Genomic DNA, 23674 nt, shown 5'->3' with positions numbered 1-23674 from the left:
GTGAGACTCCGGTTCGGATTAGATCGATCCCCAGGCGTCGACGGCGATCCCCAGTGCGGCCAGCAACATCAGCAACGAGAAACCCTGCTGCAGTCGCGGACCGCCGATCCGCGGCGCGAGCGTGCGGCCGAGCATCATCCCGGCGATGGCTGCGCCGGCGAACAGCAGGGCCAGCGGCAGCGGCGCGGCGAACCCCTGCGTCACCGCGATCGCCAATGTGCCGCCGCTGATCAAGGCGATCGCCAGCAGCGACGTCGCCACCGCGGCGGCCATCGACAGGTCGGTCACGGCGCGCAGCGCCGGCACGATGACGAAGCCGCCGCCGACGCCGAACAGACCCGAGAGCACGCCCGTTGCGGCGCCGCACAGCGCCATCACCGCCATGCACGGCCGCGTCCAGATCAGGCGGCCGCTGTGCGGGCTGAGCTTGCACAGCGGCTCGCCCTGTGCGCGCTGCTCGGCCGGCAGCGCCGCGCGCACGACCGCCGTATCCGCCGGCGTTCGTTGCGCCTGCCGCCACAGGCGCAGCGCAACCACCGCCAGAATGACAGCGAACGCCAGCGTCAGCGGCAATACCGGCAGCCACCGCGCCGCGGCGAGTCCGGCCGGCGCCAGCAGCAGTCCCAGCGTCGCCATCAGCAGCGCGGCGCGGTAGCGCACGATGTCCCGTCGCCAGGCACTCCAGGCACCCACCGACGCGGAAGCGAAGACCGCGATCAAGGCCACCGGCGCCGCCGACACCAGGCTCCAGCCCATGCCCGCCATCAGCAGCGGCACGGCCAGGATCGAGCCGCCGGCACCGGTCAGTCCCAGCACCAGGCCGATGACGATGCCGATCGCGCCCAGTACGGCCAGATCAGCCATAGCGCGCGAGCAGGTCGCTCATGTGATCGAGCCGGCGCACCACCTTGACGTCCGCGGCGCCGGCCGCTTCGAGTTCGCGTTGCGTCGCACACGCCATCATGTCGTAGAAGGCACGGTCCAGCGCCTTGCGCACGGCCGCGAGCTGCTGGGCGATGCGCTCGCAGTCCTCCTCGCGCTCGACCATCGCGGTGACCGCGCGGACCTGCCCCTCGGCGCGCTTGAGACGCGTGAGCACGCGATGCTTGCGTTCATGCCATTCGGCCATCGGTCGCTGCCTCGATTGCATCGGAATGCCCGCATCGTATACCCTACCCGGTATAGTTTCAAGGCAGAATGGAAACGAGGTGAACCAGACATGACCGAACAGTGGGCATGGTCCCTGGCGGGGGGGGTGATGATCGGCACCGCCGCGCTGTTGCTGTATGCGCTGTCCGGGCGCATCGCCGGCATCAGCGGCATCGGCTTCGGCCTGCTGACCGGCGCGACCGATCGTGCCTGGCGCCTGTGGTTTCTCGGCGGACTGATCGGCGGTGCCTGGGTCGCAGCGCTGAGTACGGGCCTGGCGGCAACGCCGCCACCGGTGTCGACGGCGCTGGGCCTGAGCATGGCCGGCGCCGGTCTGCTGGTCGGTATCGGCACGCGCGTCGGCAACGGCTGCACCAGCGGCCACGGCGTCTGCGGCCTGGCGCGCCTGTCGCGCCGCTCGCTCGCCGCGACGATCACCTTCATGGCCCTGGGCATGCTCACGGCGAGCGCGATCCAGCGCCTGGCAGGAGTCTGAACATGCGCGAACGACTTCCTGCAGTGCTGGCGGGCCTGCTGTTCGGCGCCGGCCTGCTGATCTCCGGCATGGCCGATCCGCAGCGCGTCCTCGGCTTTCTGCGCATCGGCGCCGGCTGGGACCCGTCACTGGCCTTCGTCATGGGCGGCGCCCTCGCCGTCACCGTGCCCGGCTTCGCGCTGCTGCGGCGCCGCCGGCGACCGCTGCTGGCGGAAACCTTCGCTTCGCCGCCGACCGCGCCGGTGGATCGCCGCCTGATCGTGGGCGCCGCACTGTTCGGACTGGGCTGGGGCTGGGCAGGCTATTGCCCGGGACCGGCGCTGGTCGGCTTCGGCCTCGGTCACTGGACCGCGATCGTGTTCGTGCCGGCAATGTTCGCCGGTGGCTGGATCGCCGCACGACGCCTGAGCTGACCCGCGCCGGAACCCGGTCTGGACGCAGGCTGGTAGTCTGCGGTTCCCGTCACACGGAAACCGCACATGCGCGCATCCGCGTCCTGCCGCCTGCTGGCCGGCCTCGCCGGCGCCCTGCTCGCCGCGCTGCCGGCCGCGGCCGCCGACCGCGTCACCGGCCGTGACTTCGCGACCCGCTCCGAGGTGATCGCGCGTCACGGCATGGCGGCGACCAGCCACCCGCTGGCGACCCAGGTAGCGCTGGACATCCTCAAGGCCGGCGGCAGCGCCGTCGACGCAGCCATCGCCGCCAACGCGGCGCTGGGCCTGATGGAGCCCACCGGCAACGGCATCGGCGGCGACCTGTTCGCGATCGTCTGGGACCCGAAGACGAAGAAGCTCCACGGCCTCAACGGCAGCGGCCGCTCGCCGCGCGCGCTGACGCTGGAGCAGCTGCGCGCCGAACTGGCCCGCCTGCAACGCGATTCGATCCCGCCGCATGGCCCGCTGCCGGTCAGCGTTCCCGGCGCGGTGGACGCGTGGTTCGCGCTGCACGGCCGTTTCGGCCGGCTGAAGATGCGCGACAACCTCGCGCCGGCGATCCGCTACGCACGCGAAGGCCACCCGGTGAGCGAGCTGATCGCGTACTACTGGGACCTGTCGGTGCCGCGCCTGTCGCCCTTCCCCGGCTTCGTCGAGCAGTTCACGATCGACAGCCGCGCGCCGCGCAAGGGCGAGATCTGGAAGAACCCGCATCTCGCGTTCACGCTCGAGCGCATCGCCAGGGGCGGTCGCGATGCCTTCTACACCGGCGAGATCGCCGCACGCATCGCCGACTACGTGCAGGCGCAGGGCGGCTACCTGAGCGTCGAGGACCTGTCCTCGCACCGCAGCGAGTGGGTGGAACCGGTTTCGACACGCTACCGCGACGTCGAGGTCTGGGAACTGCCGCCCAACACGCAAGGCATCGCCGCGTTGCAGATGCTCAACCTGCTCGAGGCCCATGACCTGAAGGCGGCCGGCTTCGGCAGCGTCGATCACGTGCACCTGTTCACCGAGGCCAAGAAGCTCGCCTTCGAGGATCGCGCGAAGTGGTACGCCGACCCGGCGTTCGCCGAGCTGCCGGTGCCCGCGCTGATCTCGAAGGACTACGCCGACGAACGCCGCAAGCTGCTCGACACCGGCCGCGCGGCGCGGCGCGTCGACGCCGGCAACCCGGCACTGCGCGACGGCGACACGATCTACCTGACCACTGCCGACCGCGACGGCATGATGGTGTCACTGATCCAGTCGAACTACCGCGGCATGGGCAGCGGCATGAGCCCGCCGGGGCTCGGTTTCATCCTGCAGGACCGCGGCGAACTGTTCGCGCTCGAGGACGGGCACGCCAACGTCTACGCACCGGGCAAGCGCCCGTTCCAGACCATCATCCCGGCCTTCGTGACGCGCGACGGCGAGCCGTGGATCAGCTTCGGCGTGATGGGCGGCGACATGCAGCCGCAGGGCCACGTGCAGATCGTGCTCAACCTCGTCGACTTCGGCATGAACCTGCAGGAGGCCGGCGACGCCCCGCGCATCTACCACACCGGATCGAGCGAACCGACCGGCGCAGCGACGATGGTCGACGGCGGCACGCTGCAGCTCGAGTCCGGATTTGCCGCCGAAACCGTCCGCGAGCTGATGAAACGCGGCCATCGCATCGGCTACGACCCCGGCGGCTACGGCGGTTATCAGGCCATCATGCGCGAACGCAGCGGCGACGGTTTCGTCTATTACGGCGCCTCCGAGTCGCGCAAGGACGGTCAGGCCGCCGGTTACTGAAGTTCCGGCCGCGGGAACTCCGGGCGCTGGCCGGCGCTCCATTCACGATTGCCCAAGAAAATCCGACTCATGAGACATCTGCCATGGATGGGCCTGCCGGCCCTGCTGTTCGCCGGCCTGGCGGCTGCGCAGGGCACGGCGCTGGTCCGTGTCGAGGCTCCGCAGCGCAGCAGCGTTGCCGAAACGCTCAACCTCACCGGCAGTGTCACCGCCGAACGCGACGCCGACCTGTCGCCGCGCGTCAGCGGCCTCGTGCAGCGGGTGCGCGTGGACGCCGGCGACCGCGTGAGCAAGGGCGACACGCTGATCGAGTTCGACGACCGCCTCGCCGCACTGGCGCTGCGCCGCGCCGATGCCGCACTGGCCGAGGGTCGTGCGCTGCTCGACGAGAGTCGCCGGCTGCGCGAGGAAGGCGAGCGCCTGTCGGCTGACGGCAGCATTCCGCGCTCGCAGTTCCTCACCCGCGAGGCCGAGTACGCGGCGGCGCAGGCCGCGCTGGCGCGTCTGCAGGCCGAGCGCGACGAACAGGCCGAGCTGCTGGCGCGTCACCGCGTCGTCGCCCCGTTCGACGGCGTGGTCACGCGACGCTTCAGCGACGAGGGCGAGTGGGTGGCCACCGGCACGCCGGTGCTGCAACTGGTCGCGACCGACCCGCTGCGCATCGACGTGCGGATGCCGCAGCGCCAGCTCGGCAGTCTCGACGAGCGGACCCGCATCGAGGTGCGCCTCGATGCCCTGCCCGACCGCCGCTTCGACGCGCGCCTCGGCGCCAGCGTCCCGGTGGCCGATCCGTCGACGCGCACCTTCCTGGCCCGCGTGCTGGTGGACAACGACGAGGGCCTGATCGCGCCGGGCATGTCCGCCCGCGTGCGTTTCGAAGTCGGCGCGCCGACGCCGGTGCTGCTGGTGCCGCGCGACGCGGTCCGCCGCTACCCCGACGGCACGACCACGGTCTGGATTGCCGAGGACGCCGACGGTCAGTCGCTCGCGCGCGAGCGGCGCGTCGAACTCGGCGGCGCCCGCGGCGAGCAGCTCGTCGTCATCAGCGGCCTGGACGACACTGCCCGGGTGATCGTGCGCGGCAACGAGGGTCTGCGCGAGAACCAGCCGCTGCAGATGGAACGGGGCGGCTGAGATGGTCGAGAACGTCCTGCAGCGCGGCACGCTGCTCGCCGTCGCCACCCTGGTCGTCTGCGTGCTCGGACTGGCCGCGGTCCTGCGCGTGCCGGTGCAGATGATCCCGGACCTCGACGTCCGCACGATCTCGGTCCAGACCCGCTGGCCCGGCGCCACACCGCAGGACGTCGAGAAGGAGATCCTGATCGAGCAGGAAACCTACCTGCGCGCGATTCCCGGCCTCCAGCGCCTGGTCTCCTACGCCTCGACCGGCGCCGCCGATGTCGAACTGGAGTTCCCTTTCGGCATCGACATCACCCAGGCCCTGCTCGACGTCAACAACGCGCTGTCGCAGGTGCCGGCGTACCCGGAGAACGTCGACGAGCCGCGCGTGACCGCGAGTTCGTTCTCGCAGAACTCGTTCATGTACTTCCGCGTCACGCCGCTGCCGGGCAACCCGCTCGGCCTCGACATGAACCTGATGCGCGACTTCGTCGACGACAACGTGCGCGTGCGCATGGAGCGCGTCCCCGGCGTGTCGCAGGTGCGCATCGGCGGCGGTGCCGAGCGCCAGGTGCAGATCGAGGTCGACCCCGGCGCGCTCGCCGAGCGCGGCCTGACCCTGCCCGGACTGCGCGACACCATCCGCGCACGCAACCGCGATGCCTCCGGCGGCGACCTCGATGCCGGCAAGCGGCGCTACCTCGTGCGCACCGTCGGACGCTTCGAGACGCTGGCCGACATCGAGAACCTCGTCGTCGCCGCGCGCAACGGCACACTGATCCGCCTGCGCGACGTGGCCACGGTGCGGCTCGACCACTTCGAGCTGCGCGAACGCGCGATGGTCGACGGCGAGAACGCGATCAGCCTCGCCGTGAACCGGCTCGACGGCTCCAACGTGATCTCGATCAAGCGCGGCATGCTGCCGGTCATCGACGAGATCAACGAGACCGTGCTGGGTCCGGCCGGCATGACGATGGCGCTGATCAGCGACGACGTCCGCTACGTCGAGGAGTCGGTGAGCAACGTCTTCCGCAATCTGGCGATCGGCGCGACGCTGGCGATCGGCGTCATGTTCCTTTTCCTGCGCTCGGCCGCGGCGACCGGCGTCGGCGCCATCGGCATCCCGATCTGCACCATCGCCGCCTTCCTCGGCCTGCTGCTGGCCGGCCGCACGATCAACGTGATCTCGATGGCCGGCGTCGCCTTCGCCATCGGCATGACGCTGGACAACACCATCGTCGTGCTCGAAGCGATCGAGCGCGAACGCAGCCGCGGCGCCAGCCGTCTTGCGGCGGCGGCAGCGGCCGTACGCCGTGTATGGCCCGCGGTTCTGGCCTCGACGCTGACCACGGTCATCGTGTTCATGCCGGTGCTGTTCATCGAGCAGGAGGCCGGCCAGCTCTACTCCGACGTCGCCATCGCGATCTCGGCGTCGATCCTCGCGTCGATGCTGGTCGCAATCACGCTGATTCCGGCGGCGAGCCTGCGCATGGGCTTCGCCGGCGACGGCAACGGCGTCGGCGCGACGCAGGCCCCGCGCGGCTTCCGCAAGCTGACGCTGTCCATCGCCGGCTGGCTCGTGGCCACGCCGTCGCGCCGCTGGGGTTACCTCGCCGCGATCGTCGCCGTCACCGCGGCCGCGCTGATCGCGCTGACGCCGCCGGCGGAGTACCTGCCCGAAGGCGAGGAACCGAAGACCTTCGCCAGCATGATCGCGCCGCCGGGCTACAACCTCACCGAGATGACGGCGATCGCCCAGGCGCTGCAGGACGAACTGCTGCCGCACGTCGAGGCCGATCGCGACGCCTACGCGCGCGGCGAGACCGACGTGCCGCCGCTGGCCTACCTGAACATGCGTGTCGCGCCGCAGAACCTGCGCATCATCGCCGAGACCGTCGACCCTGCCGACATCGACGCCCTGATGCGCGCGCTGACCCGCCGCTACCAGACCTACCCGGGCATGCGCGCCTTCGCCGCGCGCGGTTCGATCATCTCCAGCAACGACGGCGGCACGCGCAGCGTCAACGTCGACATCTCGGGCGCAGACCTGGCCGAGATCCTCACCGCCGCCCAGGCGGTCTATGCGCGGGCCCGCGAAGTGCTCGGCGATCCGCAGATCGGTTCGGACCCGCCGTCGCTGTCGCTGGGACAGCCGCTGATCGAGATCCGTCCCGACTGGGCGCGGGTCGCCGAAACCGGGCTGGATGCGTCGGCGCTCGGCTTCACCGTCGCCGCGTTGTCCGACGGCGCCTTCGTCGACGAGTTCTTCGTCGACGACAGCAAGGTCGACATCTACCTGTTCAGCGACGCCGGCTTCGCGCAGACGCTCGCCAACCTGCCCGACCTGCCACTGCACACGCCCACCGGCGTCGTGGTGCCGCTGTCGGCGGTGGCCGAACTGGTCGAGACCGTCGACACCGACGAGCTGCGCCGCGTCAACGGCCGGCGCACGGTGACGCTCAACGTCATTCCGCCGCGCAGCATCGCGCTGGAAACCGCCGTCGGCCGCGTGCAGACCGAGGTCGTCGATGCCCTGATCGCCGAGGGCGCGATCCCGCAGGGCGTGCTGATGGACATCTCCGGTGCCAGCGACCAGCTCGACGCGACGCGCGAGGCGCTCGCCGGCAACTTCCTCATCGCGCTGCTGCTTTGCTACTTTCTGCTGGTCGCGATCTTCACGCACTGGGGGTATCCGCTGGTGATCATGACCACCGTGCCGCTGGGCATCGCCGGCGGCATCGTCGGGCTGGCCCTGTTGAACCTGGCGATCCGCCAGCCGTTCGACATGATCACGATGCTCGGCTTCCTGATCGTGCTCGGCACCGTCGTCAACAACCCGATCCTCATCGTCGACCAGGCGCGTCACAACCTGCGCGCGGGCGCGGCATCGGTCGAGCAGGCGGTGCTGGACGCCCTCGATTCGCGCCTGCGACCGATCCTGATGACCACGGTGACCACGGTCTTCGGACTCGGCCCGCTGGTGCTCATTCCCGGCGCCGGCACCGAGCTGTATCGCGGCCTGGGCGTGATCGTGCTCTCCGGCCTGGTGTTCGCGACCCTGCTGACGCTGAGCTTCCTGCCGGTGCTGCTGACCACCCTGCTGCGGCTGCGTGGGCCCCAACCGGCAGGCGCGCCGGCATGAGTGCCATCGTCCCGCCCACCGAACAGCGCCGCATCGGCGCGCTCGACTGGATCATGCTGGTGCTCGCGATCCTGTCGATCGCGCTGCTGTGCTGGGAGACGTTCTGGGAGCTACCCGCCGAGACCACGCGCTGGATCATCCGCACCGACATCGCGATCTGCGCGATCTTCGCCGTCGAGTTCGCATGGCGCTGGCGCCGCAACGGCTGGGCCTGGGGTTACCTCGGGCGCAACTGGTACGAGATCATCGGCATGATCCCGCTCTCGGAACCCGCGCTGCGCGGATTCCGCCTGTTCCGCATCCTGCGCATCCTCGTGCTGCTGTCGCGCTTCGGCCGCGCCGCCGACCGCGCGTTCGGCGACGAATTCTTCTACCGCCTCGTCAACCGCTTCAGCAGCGCGATCGTCGACGCGATCAAGGCGCCGATCACCGCCGGCGTGCTCGGAGAAGTGGCGGCGGTGATGTCCAAGGGGCACTACACGCAGAACATCGCCCGTGCCCTGCTCGAGAACGAGCGCGAGATCGAGGCGATGCTGGCCGAGAAGCTGCGTGAGGACCCGCAGGCGGGGCGCCTGTCGCGGCTGCCGTTCTACGACGACATCGTGCAGTCGGTGACCCGTGCGGGCTTCCGTGTCGTGCTCGAGGTGCTGCGCGACCCGCGCACCGATGAACTGGTCGCCGACATGCTGCGCGAGAACCTCATGCAGCTGCGCGGTGCGGTACTCCAGCACGGCGCCGAACTCGAGGCGGAGCGCCGCAAGAAGGCCGCGCAGGAACCCGTCTGAGGGCAGGCACCGGAGTGAGGGGGATGACGGGCGACGAATCGCCCGTCATCCGGGGAGCGCCGGGTGCGGGGGAACCCGGCTGCGATGCGGATCGGGGAGGGGCAATTCCGCATCGGTGACGCAAGGCTACGCCGCGCCCGCCTGCAGGTGAAATGATTTGTTTGCAGCCCGGCAATAGGGCGCCGCTATCGACGCGACGCCGCTACACTGCGCGCCGCATGCCTGCCGCCGACCACAGCCTGCCCCGCGCACGCCGGAGCCGCCGATGCACGTAGCGGTGCTGGGCGCCGGCGTCGTCGGCGTGACGGCCGCCTGGTATCTGCGCGAAGCGGGCTGCGAGGTGACGGTCGTCGACCGCAACGATGCGGTTGCCGCCGAAACCAGCTTCGCCAACGGCGGGCAGATCTCCGTCAGCCATGCCGAGCCCTGGGCGACGCCGCGTGCGCTGCGCAAGCTGCCGTCGTGGCTCGCCGATCGCGATTCCCCGCTGCGCCTGTCGCCGACGCCGGACCCGGCGCTGTGGCGCTGGCTGCTGGCCTTCGTCGGCGAGTGCCGGCCGGCACGGGTGCGCGACAACGTGCGGCACCTGGTCACGCTCGGCCTGTACAGCCGCGCGCAACTGCAGGCGCTGCGCACCGGCCTCGGACTGCAGTACGACCAGCGCACGCGCGGCATCCTGCACGTCTACACCGACGCCGACGAGTTTCGCGCCGCCCGGCGCGCCGCCTCGCTGATGCGCGAGTTCGGCTGCGAGCGCACGGTGCTCGACACCGAGGCCGCTCTGGCCGTCGAGCCGGCACTGCGCGCCAGCGCCGCACGCATCGTCGGCGCCACCTACACCGCCGACGACGAGTCCGGCGACGCCCATGCGTTCACGCAGCAACTGGCGGCCCGTTGCCGCGAGCGCGGCGTGCGCTTCCTGCTGAACCGGCACATCCACGGATTCGAGACGGCCGACGGATCGATCCGCGGCGTGCGCCTCGACGATGCGGCAGGCGCACCGGCGCTGCAGGCCGACGCCTGGGTGCTCGCGCTCGGCAGTCACAGCGCGGCACTGGCGCGACCGCTCGACCTGCGGCTGCCGATCCAGGCCGCGAAGGGCTATTCGCTGACGATGCCGGTGCGTGACCCGGCACGCGCCTTCGAGGTCTCGCTGACCGACGACGAACATCGCCTGGTGTTCTCGCGCCTGGGCGAGCGCCTGCGCATCGCCGGCATGGCCGAACTCGGCAACGTCGACCTGCAGCTCGACCCGGCACGCTGCGAACTGCTGCTGCGCCGTACCGAGGCGCTGTTCCCCGGCGCGGGCGATGTCAGCCAGGCGCGCTACTGGTGCGGCCTGCGCCCGTCGACGCCGTCGAACCTGCCCTGCATCGGTCGCACGCCCTACCCCAACCTGTACCTGGACACGGGCCACGGCACGCTGGGCTGGACGCATGCCTGCGGGTCCGGGCGTGCACTCGCCGACATCGTCTGCGGCCGCCGGCCCGAGATCGACTTCCCGTTCCGCGCCTGAACGACGAAGCGGGGGCGGGCTCGCGCCCGCCCCCGCCCGTCAGCGATGCCTCAGTCGCCGGTGCAGCTCGTCGAACCCGGGTAGCGGGATTCGTCCTTGACGACGACCTCGCGGATCCACTGCTCGATCAGCGCATGGCCTTCGGCGTGGGAGACGCTGCGGGCGATCGGCGGCATGCGCGCCGCCGGCGTCGTCGCATCCGGCCCGATGCGGAACGGCAGGATGGAATCGCCGACATTGCCCGGGTGGATGTCGTAGGTCCGGCCGCCGTTGCCTTCCTGGCCCGTCGCCGTCGGCCGCTTGCAGATGCCGTAGCTCTCGTTCACCGCACGGAACACGTCGAGGTACAGGCCGGTGCTGCCCGCGAAACCGCGCGGGTTGTGGCAGTACTGGCAGTTCACCTCGAGATACGCGCGGGCGCGTGCCTCGATGTCCTCGCCACTGCCGGCCGGGTATCCCGCGTCACCCGGCTTGTTGAACACCGGCAGTCTTTCGAGCTTGGTCGCGATCCCGGTCTGCGGGTCCACGCCCAGGTCGGACGGGCAGCCGGCGAGCCGGCCGCTCTCGCACCAGTAGGCAATCTGGTTGCGGCCCTTCACCTCGTGCATCGACTGCCCGGTGCTGCGCAGCGTTTCGGAGGCGTAGCGCCGGTTGAGATTGCGGATGCGCGGACCGATCGGCGCAGAGCCGGTATCGGCGTCCTCGTTGGCGTGGCAGCTCAGGCACTGGTTGGCATGCGGGATCTGGTAGCCCGCGGTGCTGCCCGAGTGCAGGGCGCCGGAATCGAGGTCGGTGTACTGCCACGACACGGCCCGCGTGCCGCCGCCCATCGCCAGCCGGGCGACGCGGCGACCGTCGTTCTCGGTGGTCCAGATGTACGGCACGCCGTCCCAGCGTTCGAGGCCGCGCGAGCTGCGACGCTTGATCAGCAGGCGGGTTTCGACCGGCACCTCGGTGCCCGCCTCGTCGTCGGCGAACGCAAAGGTCTTGGCGATGATCGTGCCGACCGGGAAGCTGATCGTCGCGTTGACGCCGTCGGTGATGCCGTCGCGGTAGGTCGCCTTGGCGCCGGGCGGCAGGTAGGCCACGCGGTACTTCACCGCGTAATCCGAGAACAGCTTGGTGTTGAGCACGAAGGGCACGCCGTTGCCGCGCGGGGCGCTGGTCGGGTCCTCCGGATCGGCGAACAGCGCGTACTGGTCCAGCGTCGGGCAGTTCACCGCCGCGGCGGCGAAGTTCGCCGCACCGTCGGCCACGGCCGCCTCGCACAGGGCGCGCACTTCTTCCTCGCTGGGCGCGGGGTCGAAGTTGCCGCTGCGCTCGAACGGCGGGATCACGACGGCCGGCAACGGCTGCAGGTTGCGACCGTAGGCCGTCGGGCACTCGTGCGCGGAGGTGTCGAAGCTCGACGCGAAGTTGAACAGGTCGGTCGCCGCCAGGCCGCTGAGAATCTGCACCAGCGCCTCGCCGCCAGACGCGAGGTCCGCCGTCGCCGCCGCGATCACCACTTCCAAGCCCTTGGTGCCGTTGAAGCGTGCGAACTTCAGGCTGTCGTCGCTGAAGTCGTTGTCGGCATCGATGCACGACGCGAACCAGTCGGGAACGATGCGCGGCGCATCCGGCGCAGCGGTGTTGAACTTGTAGGCGTTGTAGTGGCAGGACGGATTCGGATGGTCGTTGGTGTGCAGCGGCTTGCCGCGCTCGTCCTTCGGCACGGGATTGCCGTTGGCGTCGACCGGATACGGGCAGTCGGCGTCGTAGCTGTCGAGCAGGCCGTCCCAGATGATGTGCGCACCGCGGTAGCCGAGCGTCTGCAGCCCAAGCCCGCCGCCCGCGGCCGCCGACAGGCAGGTCGTCAGGTTCAGCGGGTTGAGGCATGCGGCCGCGTTCTTCAGGCCGACCAGCGCCGGCAGCACGCGCGCGACCTCGCCGTTGGCCAGGTCGGTCGTCGTCGGCCGCGGCAGGCCGTTGCCGTTGTTCACGAAGCGGTTGCCGTGGATGTACAGCCCTTCGGTGTACCAGTCGATGCGCTTCTCGACCGGCCGTCCCGCACCTTCGGGGAACAGCTCGTAGCTGGCGTGGATGATGCCGGCGGTGTTGTTGTTCTCGAAGAGGTTGTCGAAGATCTCGATGCGGTCGTAGGACAGCGTGATCATGCCGCTGCCCGGCGGCACGCTGCCGACGATGCCGCCCGAGGTGAAGTTGTAGGTGTTGTTGTTGCGCGCGGTGTTGCCGTACATGCGCGAGCGGTCGCCGTACTGGCGCAGGCCGTCGAGATCGTAGATCAGGAAGCCGCCCGTGTTGCATTCGGCCAGATTGTTCGCGTACTCGCCGCCGCGCACGTTCTCGATCTCGAAGCCGAAGACGTTATAGGCGGCGCGGCTGTTGCGGATGATGGCGTTGTTGGTCTGGCCGACATAGATGCCGGCATCCGACGCACCGACCGACTCGGCGTCGTCGACGAGGATGTTCTCCGACGCCACCGGGTAGATGCCGTAGCGGCCCGACTTCGGGCTCACCGTGTAGTCCGGCGAGGTCGTGTCCAGTCCGGGGAGCTGGTTCTCCGGCGCGTCCGGGTTGAGCGTCGCCGGGTCGGTGCAGGCCACGTTGAGCAGCGCCGCGTCGTTGGCGAAGGCGTTGTCGGCCGTGATCGGCGTGGCGCTCTCGCGACCGCCGCCGGACGACCAGATGGCGCGCACGCGCTGCAGGCGCGCGTGATCCACGCCGCGCAGCTCGATGCCGTTGCCGCCGGTGTCGAGCACCGTCAGGTCCTCGATCCACAGTCCGTGGACGTTGACCGCGAGGATGCCCTCCGGCGTGTTGCTGGTCTTGAACGACAGCACCGTGGCGTCGCGACCGCAGCCGCGGATGGTGACGTCCTCGGTGTTGGTGAGCTGCAGCGCGGAGCTCAGTTCGAAGTAGCCGCAGCCGAACTCGATGACGTCGCCCGGCAGCGCCTGGATCATCGCCGCGATCATGTCCGTGGTCGCGTCCGCGTTCGGCTCGATCACGAAGGTGCGCCCTTCGCCGGGCTCCGGACCGGGAGTGGGTCCGGGACCGGGCCCCGGGCCCGGTGCATCCGAGGACGAACCGCCGCCGCAGGCGGCCAGCGTCAGGACCATGGCCAGCGCCGATACCCAGCCGGCCGGCCCCCGCGACAACATCGCTTTGCTCTGCATCACACTCCCCTTGACGGCTATGGCTGCGCGTCGCTGCAACAGCCCCGCAACCGATATGAAACGCAATGGTAGTCGTTCGGCGCCCCGGCCAGCACTAGGAGAAATGACCTGCCGACCGCCTAGCCGCCTGATCACAAACGATAATTCTTCGCAGCCGGGCGTTCGCAAGCCGCCTTACTGCGCCAGCTCGACGGCGAAGCGCCGGCGCATGATCGCCAGGTAACGCGACGGCCACAGCCGCCACAGCACGCTGCCGAACCACGACAGCCGGTCGGGGAACAGCCACGGTCGCCGACGTGCTTCGGCATCGACGATCAGCCCGGCCATCCACCCGGCGCTGCGCATCTGCCCGACCATGGAACGCCGGTGTTGTGCCGGTCGGCCGTCGCCGCCGAGCGCGTTGTGCTCGATCGGCGTGTCCAGGAACGACGGATAGACGTTGAGCACGTGGATGCCGCGGTCCTGCACCTCGCATCGCAGGACTTCGAAGAACTGCGTCAGCGCGCCCTTGGCGGCGCAGTAGGCCGCGCGCCCGAGCACCGGCATCCAGCCGGCCATCGAGCCGACGTTGACGATGCAGCCACGCGCCTCCGTCAACAGCGGCAGCGCGGCGCAGGTGAGGTGCACCGGCGCCTGCCAGTCCACCGCCATGACCTTGTCGAACACCGCCGGGTCGGTCGCCGTCACCAGCGAGCGGTGGGTGATGCCGGCGTTGTTGACCAGCGTGTCCAGCCGCCCGAAGCGCTCGCGAACATGCTCGACCAGCGCAAGCCGGAACGCCGCGTCGGTGATATCGCCGGCCCGTGCCGCCACGCGCGCCGGGTCGCCCAGCGCCCCTTCACGCTCGGCAAGCAGCGCGGCGTTGACGTCGGTCAGCACCACGGCATCGCCGCGGGCGAAGAATGCCTGCGCCAGCGCCCATCCCAGACCGCTGGCCGCGCCGGTGATCAGCACGATCTTCATCTGCCTGCTCTCCGCTCGACGGAGGTCACTCCCCCGGCGCGATGGTAACGGTGCCGGCGCGCCGGCGACGGCCGGACTCACCGCAGACGCGGTCGCGGCGGTATGATTCGGCGCCGGCCGGTGCCGGTATGGGTTCGGGGTTGACCCATGGCCCGTGACTCGAAGGCCAGCAAGTCCACCAAGCAGTCAGCGCCAAAGGCGGCGTCGGCATCGCCGGCGGCCCTCATCGCGCCCGAACATGCGGCGTTTCTGGTGCCCGGCGTCTCGGTCATCGCCGCTTCGCGCGACGCGCGCCTAGTGCCCTCGGTGTCGCGCGGCGTGGCCTGCCGTGTCTCCGAGGATCGTCGCAGCCTCACCGTGCTGCTGCGGCGCACGCCGGCGGCGACCGTGCTGCGCGACATCGCCGACAGCGGCTGGATCACCACCTGTCACTCGCAGCCGAGCACGCACCGCACGATCCAGCTCAAGGGACGCGACGCCAGGATCGAAGCGCCCGGCCCGCAGGACATCGCGCTCGCGCAGGCCTTCGTCGACGGCTTCTTCGCCGAACTCGAACCCATCGGCTACACCGAAGCCTTCGTTCGCACGGTGCTGTTCTTCGCTCCCGAGGATCTCGTGGCGGTGCGCTTCACCCCCACGGAAATCTACTCGCAGACGCCCGGCCCCAATGCCGGACAGCGCCTCGCATGAGCGCGCGACACAGTGCTTTGCGCGCAGCGCGAACAGGTGCGGGAGCGCGCTCGGACTCACGGCAAAGTCGTGACGACGGGTTCCGGCACAGGGGGCTCCAGTGAACGCCGCACCGCTGAGCGTCGACGCGATCCGCGACTGCCTCGAAGGCAGCGTGCCCAGCGCCATGGCCACCTGCGCGCCGGACGGCACGCCCAACGTCACCTACACCTCGCAGGTCGAGTACGTCGACGAACACCACGTCGCGCTGTCGTTCCAGTTCTTCAACAAGACCCGCGAGAACATCCTGCTCAACCCGCGCGCGACCGTGGAGGTCACGCATCCGCGCAGCGGCGCCTGCTACCGCCTGTCGCTGATGTACCTGCGCACCGAATGCGAAGGCCGCATCTTCGAGCGCATGAAGGCCAAGCTCGCCGGCATCGCCTCGCACACCGGCATGGCCGGCGTCTTCAAGCTGCGCGGCGCGGACATCTACCGCGTGCTGTCGATCGAGGCCGTGCCCGGCGCGGCGTTGCCGCTGCTCGCACCGCGACGCAACCTGCTCGCCGCGCTGCGCAGCGCCACCACGCGCATCGCCGCCTGCGCCGACCTGGAAGCCCTGTTCAGCGCCAGCCTCACGGCACTGGTCAGCGACTTCGACCTGCGCCACGCGATGTTCCTGGCGCACGACGCCGCCGACAACCTGCTCTACACCGTCGCCAGCCGCGGCTATCCCGAATCCGGCATCGGCTCCGAGATCGCCATCGGCGACGGCGTGATCGGCGTCGCCGCCGAGGTGCGCACGCCTATCCGCATCGCGCACCTCACCGAGGAGTACAGCTATCACCGCGCCGTGCGCGAAACCGCGCGCGAAGCGGGGCTGGCCTTCGCGCAGCGCGAGATTCCGTTTCCCGGCCTGCCGCATCCGCACAGCCAGCTCGCCGTACCCATCGTCGCCGGGCCGCGGCTGCTCGGCGTGATCTACCTGGAAAGCCCGGACGAATCGCGCTTCGGCTACGACGACGAGGATGCGCTGGTCGCCTTCGCCGCGCAGATCGCCGCGCAGATGTTGCTGCTCGGCGATGCCGAGGAGCCCGCCATCGAGGCCGAGCCGCCGGTCGTCGCGCAGCCCTCCGACACCACGCCGCTGACGGTGCGCCACTACGCCGAGGATCACAGCGTGTTCCTCGACGACGACTACCTCATCAAGGGCGTGGCCGGCGCCATCCTGTGGAAGCTGCTGGGCGACCACCAGGAAACCGGCCGCACGCAGTTCACCAACCGCGAACTGCGACTCGACGCCGGCCTGCGCCTGCCGGACATCGCCGACAACCTCGAAGCGCGACTGATCCTGCTCACGCGGCGGCTCGCCGAACGCAGCAGCGACATCGCCATCGAGCGCTGCGGTCGCGGTCGCTTCGTGCTCACGCTGCGTCGTTCTGTGACGCTGATCAATGTTCCGCGGCCGGGAATGGCCGCTTAGCAAGCTTTTAGGATTCGCGTAGCGAAAAATTACGAGCACCCCCTCCGGGCCTTTCGCAGACTGCGTGCCCTCAGTCCTGCCCCGGAGCACCCGTGTTCGCGCTGCGCCCCCCCACCCTGCCGCTGATGCTGATGCTCGCGTGCGCGCCGGCCGTCGCCGCGCCGGGCCTGCACGACGCGCCCGGCCTGCTCAGCGAGACGGGGCTGTATGCGGACATCGCACGTCGCGAGGTCGCCGCCGACGTGATCCCCTTCTCGCCGCAGTACCCGCTGTGGTCGGACGGTGCGAGCAAGCGGCGCTGGATCCGCCTGCCGGCGGGCACGGCGATCGACGCCTCCAACCCGGATGCCTGGGTGTTCCCGATCGGCACGCGCCTCTGGAAGCAGTTCGCCGTCGGCCGCGCGATCGAGACCCGAATGATCGACCGCATCGAGGACGGTAGCTGGCGTTTCGTCAGCTACGTCTGGCGCGAGGACGGCACCGACGCCGAGCTGGCGCCCGTGCGCGGCATGCGCGTGGCGACGCAGGACGGCGACTACCGCATCCCGTCGCAGGCCGACTGCCGCGTCTGTCATGAAGGCGCCGCGGTACCGGTGCTCGGCTTCTCGGCGCTGCAGCTCTCCGCCGACCGCGACCCGCTGGCACCGCACGCGGAGACGCCCGATCCCGTCGCGACCGACCTCGATGCGCTGATGCGCAGCGGCCGGCTGACCGGCCTGCCCGCCGACAAGGCGCCGCGCATCGACGCGCCGACGCCGGTGACGCGCGCGGCACTGGGCTATCTGCACGCCAACTGCGGCCACTGCCACGACAACGCGCAGGACGCCGGCGTGCCCACCGGGCTGCTGCTCGCGCAGCGCGTCGCCGACCCGGCGCACAACGACGCCGTGCTCGCCTCGCTGGTGGCGCCGGCGGACCGCTACCGCCCGCAGAACCTCGCCGCGGACACGCGACTGCAGGTGCTCGCGCAGCGCATGGCCACCCGCGATCCACGCGCGCAGATGCCGCCGCTCGGCACCGCGCATGTCGACACCGAGGGCCTCGCGCTGATCCAGCGCTGGCTCGACGAATCTTCCCCCACTGCCCAAGGAGGCATGCCATGACCCGCCTGTTCCCACCCACCCGCATGTCGCGCACGCTGCTCGCGCTCGGCCTGCTGACGAGCGCTCACGCCGCCCTGGCGGAAACGCCGGTCGAACGCGGTCGCTACATCGTGCAGTCGACTGGCTGCCACGACTGCCACACGCCGTGGATCATGGGCCCGGACGGCCCCGGCCCCGACATGAGCCGCGCGCTGTCCGGCCACCCGCAGGACCTGACCATGCCGCCGGTGCCGTCGCTGCCGGAAGGTCCGTGGCTGTCCGTCGTCTCCGCCACGAACACCGCCTGGGCCGGTCCCTGGGGCGTGAGCTTCACGGCGAACCTGACGCCCGATCCGGAAACCGGAATGGGCAAGTGGACCGCGAAGAACTTCCGCGACACGATCCGCAGCGGCCGTCATCTCGGCCGTGGCCGCGAGCTGCTGCCGCCGATGCCCTACCCGGTCTACAACAACATGACCGACGCGGACCTCGACGCGATCCACGCCTACCTGCAGTCGATCCCGCCGATCCGCAACCGCGTGCCGGAACCGCTGCCGCCGGCGGCGAAGACCGCCGCGACCGACGCCGCGAACTGACCGTGGAGATCGCGCGCATGAGCAGGCAACCGGTTCTGGCGGTACTCGGTGCAACCGGTGCACAGGGCGGCGGCCTCGTCCGCGCCGCCCTGCGCGACCCGGCACAGACCTTTCGCGTGCGCGCGATCACCCGGCGACCGGACACGCCCGCCGCGCAGAGCCTGCGCGCGCTGGGCGCGGACATCGCCGCCGGCGACGCGGATGACGTCGAGAGCCTGCGCACGGCGCTCGCCGGCGCAGACGCGCTGTTCGCGGTCACCGACTTCTGGTCGCACCAGTCGCCGGAGCGCGAAATCCTGCAGGCGGCGAACATTGCCGACGCCGCCTGCAGGGTCGGCATCTCGCACGTGGTGTGGTCGACGCTGGAGGACACGCGGCTGCTGATTCCGCCGGACAGCCCCCGCTTCCCCACGCTCGGACACCGCTGGAAGGTGCCGCACTTCGACGCCAAGGGCGAGGCCGACGCGCTGTTCGCGCGCCTGCCCACCACCTACCTGCACACCTCGTTCTTCTGGGACAACCTCATCCACTTCGGCATGGCGCCCACGCGCGGCAGCGACGGCCGGCTCGGCTTCCTGCTGCCGATGGGTACGCGCGCGCTGCCCGGCATCGCCGCCGAAGACATCGGCGTTTGCGCGCTGGCGTTGTTCAAGCTCGGTGAGAAAGCGTTCGGCCGGCACGTCGGTATTGCCGGCGAGCACCTGAGCGGCCCGCAGATGGCCATGGCGCTCAGCGGCGTACTCGGCGAGCCGGTGCGCCACCTCGACATGCCGCATGAGGCCTACGCCGCGCTACCGTTCCCCGGCGCGGCGGACCTCGCCAACATGTTCGCCTACAAGCACGACTTCAACGGCATGTTCCGCGCCCTGCGCTCCGTGGCCGAGACGCGCGAGCTGCACCCCGGCGTGCAGGACTTCAAGACCTGGCTGAACCGTCACGCCCCGCGGATTCCACTGGCGGCGTGAGCGACGCCCGACGCAGGGACTGACGCAGACGCTGACCCTGGCCCGGCGCCGAAGACGGATCGGCGCCGGGCTTCCTCGCGCTTACGGTTGCAGCGTCGTCCGCCAGAAACCGTTCTGGTGTGCGAGGAACAGCGTCGACTGCAGGATGCCGATGTCGTAACCCTGCACACCCTGCAGGTTCTCCACCGCGGGATTCCAGCTCAGGCCGCCATCGGTCGAGCGCAGGATGCGCGTGTCGATGCTCGTCGTGAGCATCACGTAGATCGCCGTATCCGTCGCCGCGAACCGCGCGCGGCTGACGTAGCGCGGATAGCCGAAGACGACCGTCCAGGTCTCGCCGGCATCGGTGCTGCGATACAGCCGTCGATTGCCAGCGGCGAGCAGCGCGTCACCGTCATCGAAGAACGACCAGAGGAACAGCGCCTCGCCGTTGAAGGTCTCGTACGCCACTTCGCGCCAGGTCAAGCTGTCGCCCGTGCGGATGTAGAGGTTGCCGTTGCCGCCGGCGCCGGCGATCACACGCCCCTGGTGTTCGGCCACCGACTCGACGTTCCACGACAGGTTGGATGGAATCCCCTGCCGGTCCGCCACCCAGCCGGCCGCCTGGTCCAGCTCGCGCCGGTACAGCCCGGAGCCCGCGGTTGCTGCGAACAACTGCCGTCCGCGCACGGCCAGACCCAGCACCGTTCTTGCGCCCAGGCCGGCCAGTCCCGAGGCATCCTCGCGCCAAGCCGTTGCGCCCGCCGGCAGCCGATAGACCCCGGCATTGTTGTAGCCGCCCGCCCAAGGCTGGCCGTCGATCTCGATCAGGCTGGCGGCTTCCACGTCCGCCGGCAGAGGCGCCAGGGCCGTCCAGTCCTCGCCGTTCGCGCTGCGGTAGACCGCGCGCCCCGCCGCCACGTAAAGACCTTGCGCGCCGCGCGTCATGACCTCGCTGGCGGTCGTCTGCGTCACGCCGCCGACCGCTTCCCAACCCTCTGGCGGCTCGATCGGCTCGCCCAGCTCCGCGCCGCCGCCACCGCATGCGCCCAGCAGCAGGACCGGCGCCAGCGCCAGCATTCTGCTGCTGCGCATCGAAGAAGAAAGGGAAGACAACACGCATTCCAACGACGACACGACTCCGCCCATCGCCACACCTCGTCCGGTCTTGAACGCTCGCCCTGCAACCCGCCATTGGGGAGGACGGCGGCGCGATCATACGCCGGATTCCCGCGACCCGGTCACGTCGTCGAAGACAAAGTTTGAACCGCATCCACTTTCATGCGCCGTCGTTCGGCACGGATCAGAACATCCGGCTACCGTCACTCACCTTTTTGCCACGACACCTGTCAGAGAGTGGATACGCCGACGTCCCGCCACCAAGCGTGACGACCGGTCGCCGTTCCGACGATCGCCCAGCCATGGGAGCCCCGCCACTACGAACATCTTCCGCAACGACCCGCGACTGGTTCATCCTATGGCGGCCGCGTCCCGCACCCGGACTCGCCGGTTCTCCACATCGTGAACTGCGACCGCCCTGCGCTTCCGGACTGCGGCATGGACGAGCGGGACAGCAGTATCAGAACAACCAAGGGAGAACCCGTCGTGCCGACACCGGACCTGCACGCCGCCAGACGACCGCGACCCATCCGGAATGCGCCATCGAACGCCGGCGGGCCGTTGCCGATGCTGCTGCTGGCCGTGCTCATCGCCAGCCTCGTCGGTGTCGCCTCCTGGGCCGTGAAGGAGCGCGACCGCAGGCTCGCGCTCACTGCCGAAAACGCCAGGCTGGCGTCCGAGAACGAACAACTCCGGCAGGCCCTGAGCGCGCAGCAGCGCGAAGCCGCGAACATGCGTGCCCGCCTGACCCAGCCACCCGCAACGCCCAGCCGCTCCGCGCCGCGTTCACAACCGCCGCCAGCGCCGCGCTGGACACCGAAGCCGACACCGCGCCCCTACATGCGCCCCGCCCCAACCCAAAGGCCGGCACCGCGTACCTCCAGCCAGAACGCAGCGATCCGCAGCGCCGAACGGCGATGCGATGCCTATGGCTACGGCACCGTGGACGAACGCGGCTGCCGGCGCCAAGCTTGGCAACAGATGCGCGACCAATGCGCCAAGTACCGGTCAGAAGAAGCCTTCGTCGGCGCCCGTCAGCGCGACGAGCACCGCCGCATGATGCAGATGTGGTGTGAGGCGGAGCGGATGTTCAGGATCATTCACTAGCTGCTGACGCTCCGCACCTCGTTCAGTGCAACACGCCTGATGGCCGATCGCTAATTGTCGTCAATGGTCACTGATAGTTCCCCAAGCGGTACTTCCGATTGACCAAGTGTGCCCAGAATCCGTCCGTTGCGATTGACCGCTTCTGACGCATGGGCACCCGCCCGACTGGCGCTATTGTTGGAAGCAGGAAGGAATAATGTAGATTGCTACTTCGGAGACACGGGGAGGCGCCATGGCAAGGTTAGTGAACCTAGTTTTTCAGGGCGGCGGCGTCAAAGGATTGAGCTATGCCGGTGCCTATTCGCAGATGCCCGATAGCTGCCGCGTCAATGTCGTCGGGGGCGCCTCTGCGGGCGCGATTGCCGCCGCGCTAATCGCTTGCGGCATGTCGAAGGCAGACCTCGAGTCGCGAATGCGTGGGTTGGATCTCGAAACCCTGCTCGACCCCACGGCTCTGGACAAGATGAAGGAACTGAAAGCCATCGCGCAAGAGATTGCAGCGCTGGCCGGAAGGGCCTCTGGCGGCAATCTTGGCATGCTGTCAGTCGCAGGGTTCTGGCGCCGAAACAACAGATCCATCAAGCGGCATATGAATAGCCTACTCGCTGATTATGGGTTCTTTGTCGCAGATGGCCTCAAAGCGTGGCTGATACAGCAAATTGGCGAGAACACAAAGTTTAGAGATATCACAGCGGTCAAGGATCTCAGGATCGTGGCATCCGATATCGGAAGGAGAGAGCTGAGACCTTTCTCCAAGACTTACTCGGCTGATAAGAGCATCGTAGAGGCAGTGGTAGCTTCGGCCAGCATTCCGTTCTTCTTCCATCCTGCAAACGTCAATGGGCTGATGGTCGACGGTGGGATGCTCAGCAACTTTCCATTGCGGATGTTTGAAACTGATCCCTATCCGACAGTCGGCTTTCGTCTGATGCCAATAGTCGCCCCCAACACCAACGTCAACAATTTTCCGCAGTTTCTTCGCGCGCTCGTTGACACTTTGCTGGACGCACACGACAAAGCGCAACCAGTTCCGCACAAGTATTGCGAGAATCCGATCTACTTCCCCAGTGGCATCACGGCGGTGGACTTCAATCTCAGCACGGAGCAGAAGGGGCTGCTCTTGCAGGCGGGCGTTGCCGCCGGCGCTCAAGTGAAATGGATGGAGTTCAGCTCAGAAGTGCCCTTGCTCAAAGGGATCGATACCAAGCCGCATGTCGTTGTTACGAGAACGATAGAGAACGCGGAATTGCTGGAGAAGGCCTACTGTGACGAAAGTAGGCGCCCGGAAACGCTCGAAGACGATACCAGGTACACGGTACGAATAGATGCGAACGGCGACGTTCTCTACGAGATGCAGCGCGTTTTCAAGACCACAGGCCAGCCGTGGCTGGGCTCGCGATCGCTGTTAGAGTTCAGATCGTCCAACGAGCCGATCAATATCAGCATGGCGGATTTGAACTGGACAATCGCCGAAATCCAAGGCAGCACTGAGGTCCCTTTACCAAGATTTCCTCTGGTGAACGAACCTTCTGCGAAAGGCTTCGTCTATGCCTTTGTGCCGCCGATTAGTCATAGTGACGAGCCTCGAAAATTCATTGCTCGATGGTCGAAACAGGGCGAGTGCACAAGAACTTTAGTGCGCGGAGAACCCGACATAGTCTCGTATGCCGTAATGCAGCGGGCCAATCGACACAGGGTGCGCCTCGAACTGATACTACTGATCGATCCGAATCTTGGCTATCTCGTTCCGTCGCAACCCAATGGTATGCAGACGCCGACACGCGCGGAGGTAGCGGTGGGACAGACTGCGTATGTGAGATGGACGATTAAGAAGGACTGGTTCGAGGTGAACGGACAGTGCGCCTTTGATACGGTGGTTGCCAAGGCAGTTTCGCAGTGAGTGTTTGCTGCTGTACACTAGGCTTCATGATTCGCTAGGAGTGTCGACATGAACAGCCGCGTAATCAATTAGTTAGAAACGTTTTTCTTCATGGAGTTGAAGGTTAAGAGCCCGCCTAGTGCGGGCTCTATTTGCGTGCGGCGACTCGCCAGCAGATGGCTGTAATCGAGCGACGCAACGGCTACCCCCCTAATACTTGCCTTTCCCTTGTC

19 protein-coding genes are annotated in these 23674 nt (G+C 68.8%); 14 read left to right on the top strand and 5 right to left on the bottom strand.

Going from position 1 to position 23674, the window contains the following annotated elements:
- Positions 1 to 18: 18 nt before the first annotated feature.
- Together C8D93_RS01410 and C8D93_RS01405 are read right to left on the bottom strand one after the other, a co-directional pair.
- Positions 19 to 864, bottom strand: a complete 846-nt coding sequence (locus C8D93_RS01410) for a sulfite exporter TauE/SafE family protein (RefSeq protein ID WP_110263375.1) — start codon at positions 862 to 864, stop codon at positions 19 to 21.
- Entirely contained in the window at positions 857 to 1129 is a 273-nt protein-coding gene (locus C8D93_RS01405) for a metal-sensing transcriptional repressor (RefSeq protein ID WP_170123843.1), read from the bottom strand. Before C8D93_RS01405 ends, C8D93_RS01410 begins: the two co-directional genes overlap by 8 nt.
- A 90-nt stretch (positions 1130 to 1219) precedes the next feature.
- Here C8D93_RS01405 and C8D93_RS01400 point away from each other — a divergent pair, with 90 nt between their 5' ends.
- The 7 genes from C8D93_RS01400 (at position 1220) to C8D93_RS01370 (ending at position 10420) form a co-directional block, all read left to right on the top strand.
- Positions 1220 to 1645: a YeeE/YedE family protein gene (locus C8D93_RS01400; RefSeq protein WP_110263373.1), complete on the top strand. Its 426-nt coding sequence runs from the start codon at positions 1220 to 1222 to the stop codon at positions 1643 to 1645.
- A 2-nt stretch (positions 1646 to 1647) separates the two neighbouring features.
- Positions 1648 to 2058 (top strand): DUF6691 family protein, encoded by a 411-nt coding sequence (locus C8D93_RS01395; RefSeq protein ID WP_110263372.1) that lies wholly within the window; start codon positions 1648 to 1650, stop codon positions 2056 to 2058.
- Positions 2059 to 2124: 66 nt separating this feature from the next.
- Entirely contained in the window at positions 2125 to 3858 is a 1734-nt protein-coding gene (ggt, locus tag C8D93_RS01390; protein WP_110263371.1) for a gamma-glutamyltransferase, read from the top strand.
- A 69-nt stretch (positions 3859 to 3927) separates the two neighbouring features.
- The gene (locus tag C8D93_RS01385) at positions 3928 to 4992 is read left to right on the top strand and encodes an efflux RND transporter periplasmic adaptor subunit (protein WP_110263370.1); all 1065 of its coding nucleotides are present in this window, start codon (positions 3928 to 3930) and stop codon (positions 4990 to 4992) included.
- 1 nt (position 4993) lies between these two features.
- Positions 4994 to 8119: an efflux RND transporter permease subunit gene (locus C8D93_RS01380; RefSeq protein ID WP_110263369.1), complete on the top strand. Its 3126-nt coding sequence runs from the start codon at positions 4994 to 4996 to the stop codon at positions 8117 to 8119.
- A complete protein-coding gene (locus C8D93_RS01375) occupies positions 8116 to 8904 on the top strand; it encodes an ion transporter (RefSeq protein WP_110263368.1) in 789 nt (262 codons plus the stop codon). Before C8D93_RS01380 ends, C8D93_RS01375 begins: the two co-directional genes overlap by 4 nt.
- Before the next feature lie 265 nt (positions 8905 to 9169).
- Complete coding sequence (locus C8D93_RS01370; protein WP_110263367.1) at positions 9170 to 10420, top strand: D-amino acid dehydrogenase; 1251 nt, start codon at positions 9170 to 9172, stop codon at positions 10418 to 10420.
- Positions 10421 to 10470: 50 nt separating this feature from the next.
- Here C8D93_RS01370 and C8D93_RS01365 read toward each other — a convergent pair whose 3' ends face one another.
- A complete protein-coding gene (locus C8D93_RS01365; RefSeq protein ID WP_245903783.1) occupies positions 10471 to 13599 on the bottom strand; it encodes a parallel beta-helix domain-containing protein in 3129 nt (1042 codons plus the stop codon).
- A gap of 174 nt (positions 13600 to 13773) precedes the next feature.
- A complete protein-coding gene (locus C8D93_RS01360; RefSeq protein WP_110263366.1) occupies positions 13774 to 14562 on the bottom strand; it encodes an SDR family NAD(P)-dependent oxidoreductase in 789 nt (262 codons plus the stop codon).
- 147 nt (positions 14563 to 14709) lie between these two features.
- Between C8D93_RS01360 and C8D93_RS01355 the strand changes: the two genes are divergently transcribed.
- The 5 genes from C8D93_RS01355 to C8D93_RS01335 all read left to right on the top strand — a co-directional run bounded on the left by C8D93_RS01355 (position 14710) and on the right by C8D93_RS01335 (position 19357).
- A complete protein-coding gene (locus tag C8D93_RS01355; RefSeq protein ID WP_110263365.1) occupies positions 14710 to 15252 on the top strand; it encodes a hypothetical protein in 543 nt (180 codons plus the stop codon).
- A 100-nt stretch (positions 15253 to 15352) separates the two neighbouring features.
- Complete coding sequence (locus tag C8D93_RS01350) at positions 15353 to 16714, top strand: GAF domain-containing protein (RefSeq protein ID WP_170123842.1); 1362 nt, start codon at positions 15353 to 15355, stop codon at positions 16712 to 16714.
- Positions 16715 to 16806: 92 nt separating this feature from the next.
- Positions 16807 to 17817, top strand: coding sequence for a hypothetical protein (locus C8D93_RS01345; protein ID WP_110263364.1), 1011 nt, complete (start codon positions 16807 to 16809; stop codon positions 17815 to 17817).
- A complete protein-coding gene (locus tag C8D93_RS01340; protein WP_146216477.1) occupies positions 17814 to 18392 on the top strand; it encodes a cytochrome c family protein in 579 nt (192 codons plus the stop codon). Before C8D93_RS01345 ends, C8D93_RS01340 begins: the two co-directional genes overlap by 4 nt.
- Positions 18393 to 18409: 17 nt before the next feature.
- The gene (locus tag C8D93_RS01335; protein ID WP_110263362.1) at positions 18410 to 19357 is read left to right on the top strand and encodes an NmrA/HSCARG family protein; all 948 of its coding nucleotides are present in this window, start codon (positions 18410 to 18412) and stop codon (positions 19355 to 19357) included.
- Positions 19358 to 19438: 81 nt separating this feature from the next.
- On the opposite strand, the gene C8D93_RS01330 is transcribed toward C8D93_RS01335, so the two are convergent.
- On the bottom strand, positions 19439 to 20431 hold the full coding sequence (locus C8D93_RS01330) for a sialidase family protein (protein ID WP_146216476.1): 993 nt from the start codon (positions 20429 to 20431) through the stop codon (positions 19439 to 19441).
- A 462-nt stretch (positions 20432 to 20893) separates the two neighbouring features.
- On the opposite strand from C8D93_RS01330, the gene C8D93_RS01325 reads away from it, so the two are divergent.
- Entirely contained in the window at positions 20894 to 21562 is a 669-nt protein-coding gene (locus C8D93_RS01325) for a hypothetical protein (protein WP_146216475.1), read from the top strand.
- A 232-nt stretch (positions 21563 to 21794) separates the two neighbouring features.
- The gene (locus C8D93_RS01320; protein WP_110263359.1) at positions 21795 to 23462 is read left to right on the top strand and encodes a patatin-like phospholipase family protein; all 1668 of its coding nucleotides are present in this window, start codon (positions 21795 to 21797) and stop codon (positions 23460 to 23462) included.
- The last annotated feature ends 212 nt before the right edge of the window (positions 23463 to 23674 follow it).

This window comes from Sinimarinibacterium flocculans (genome assembly GCF_003201205.1).
In the GTDB taxonomy this organism is placed as follows: Bacteria; Pseudomonadota; Gammaproteobacteria; order Nevskiales; family Nevskiaceae; genus Solimonas; species Solimonas flocculans.
Note: the sequence above shows the minus strand (reverse complement) of the source record. Positions and strands in the feature narration are given on the sequence as shown.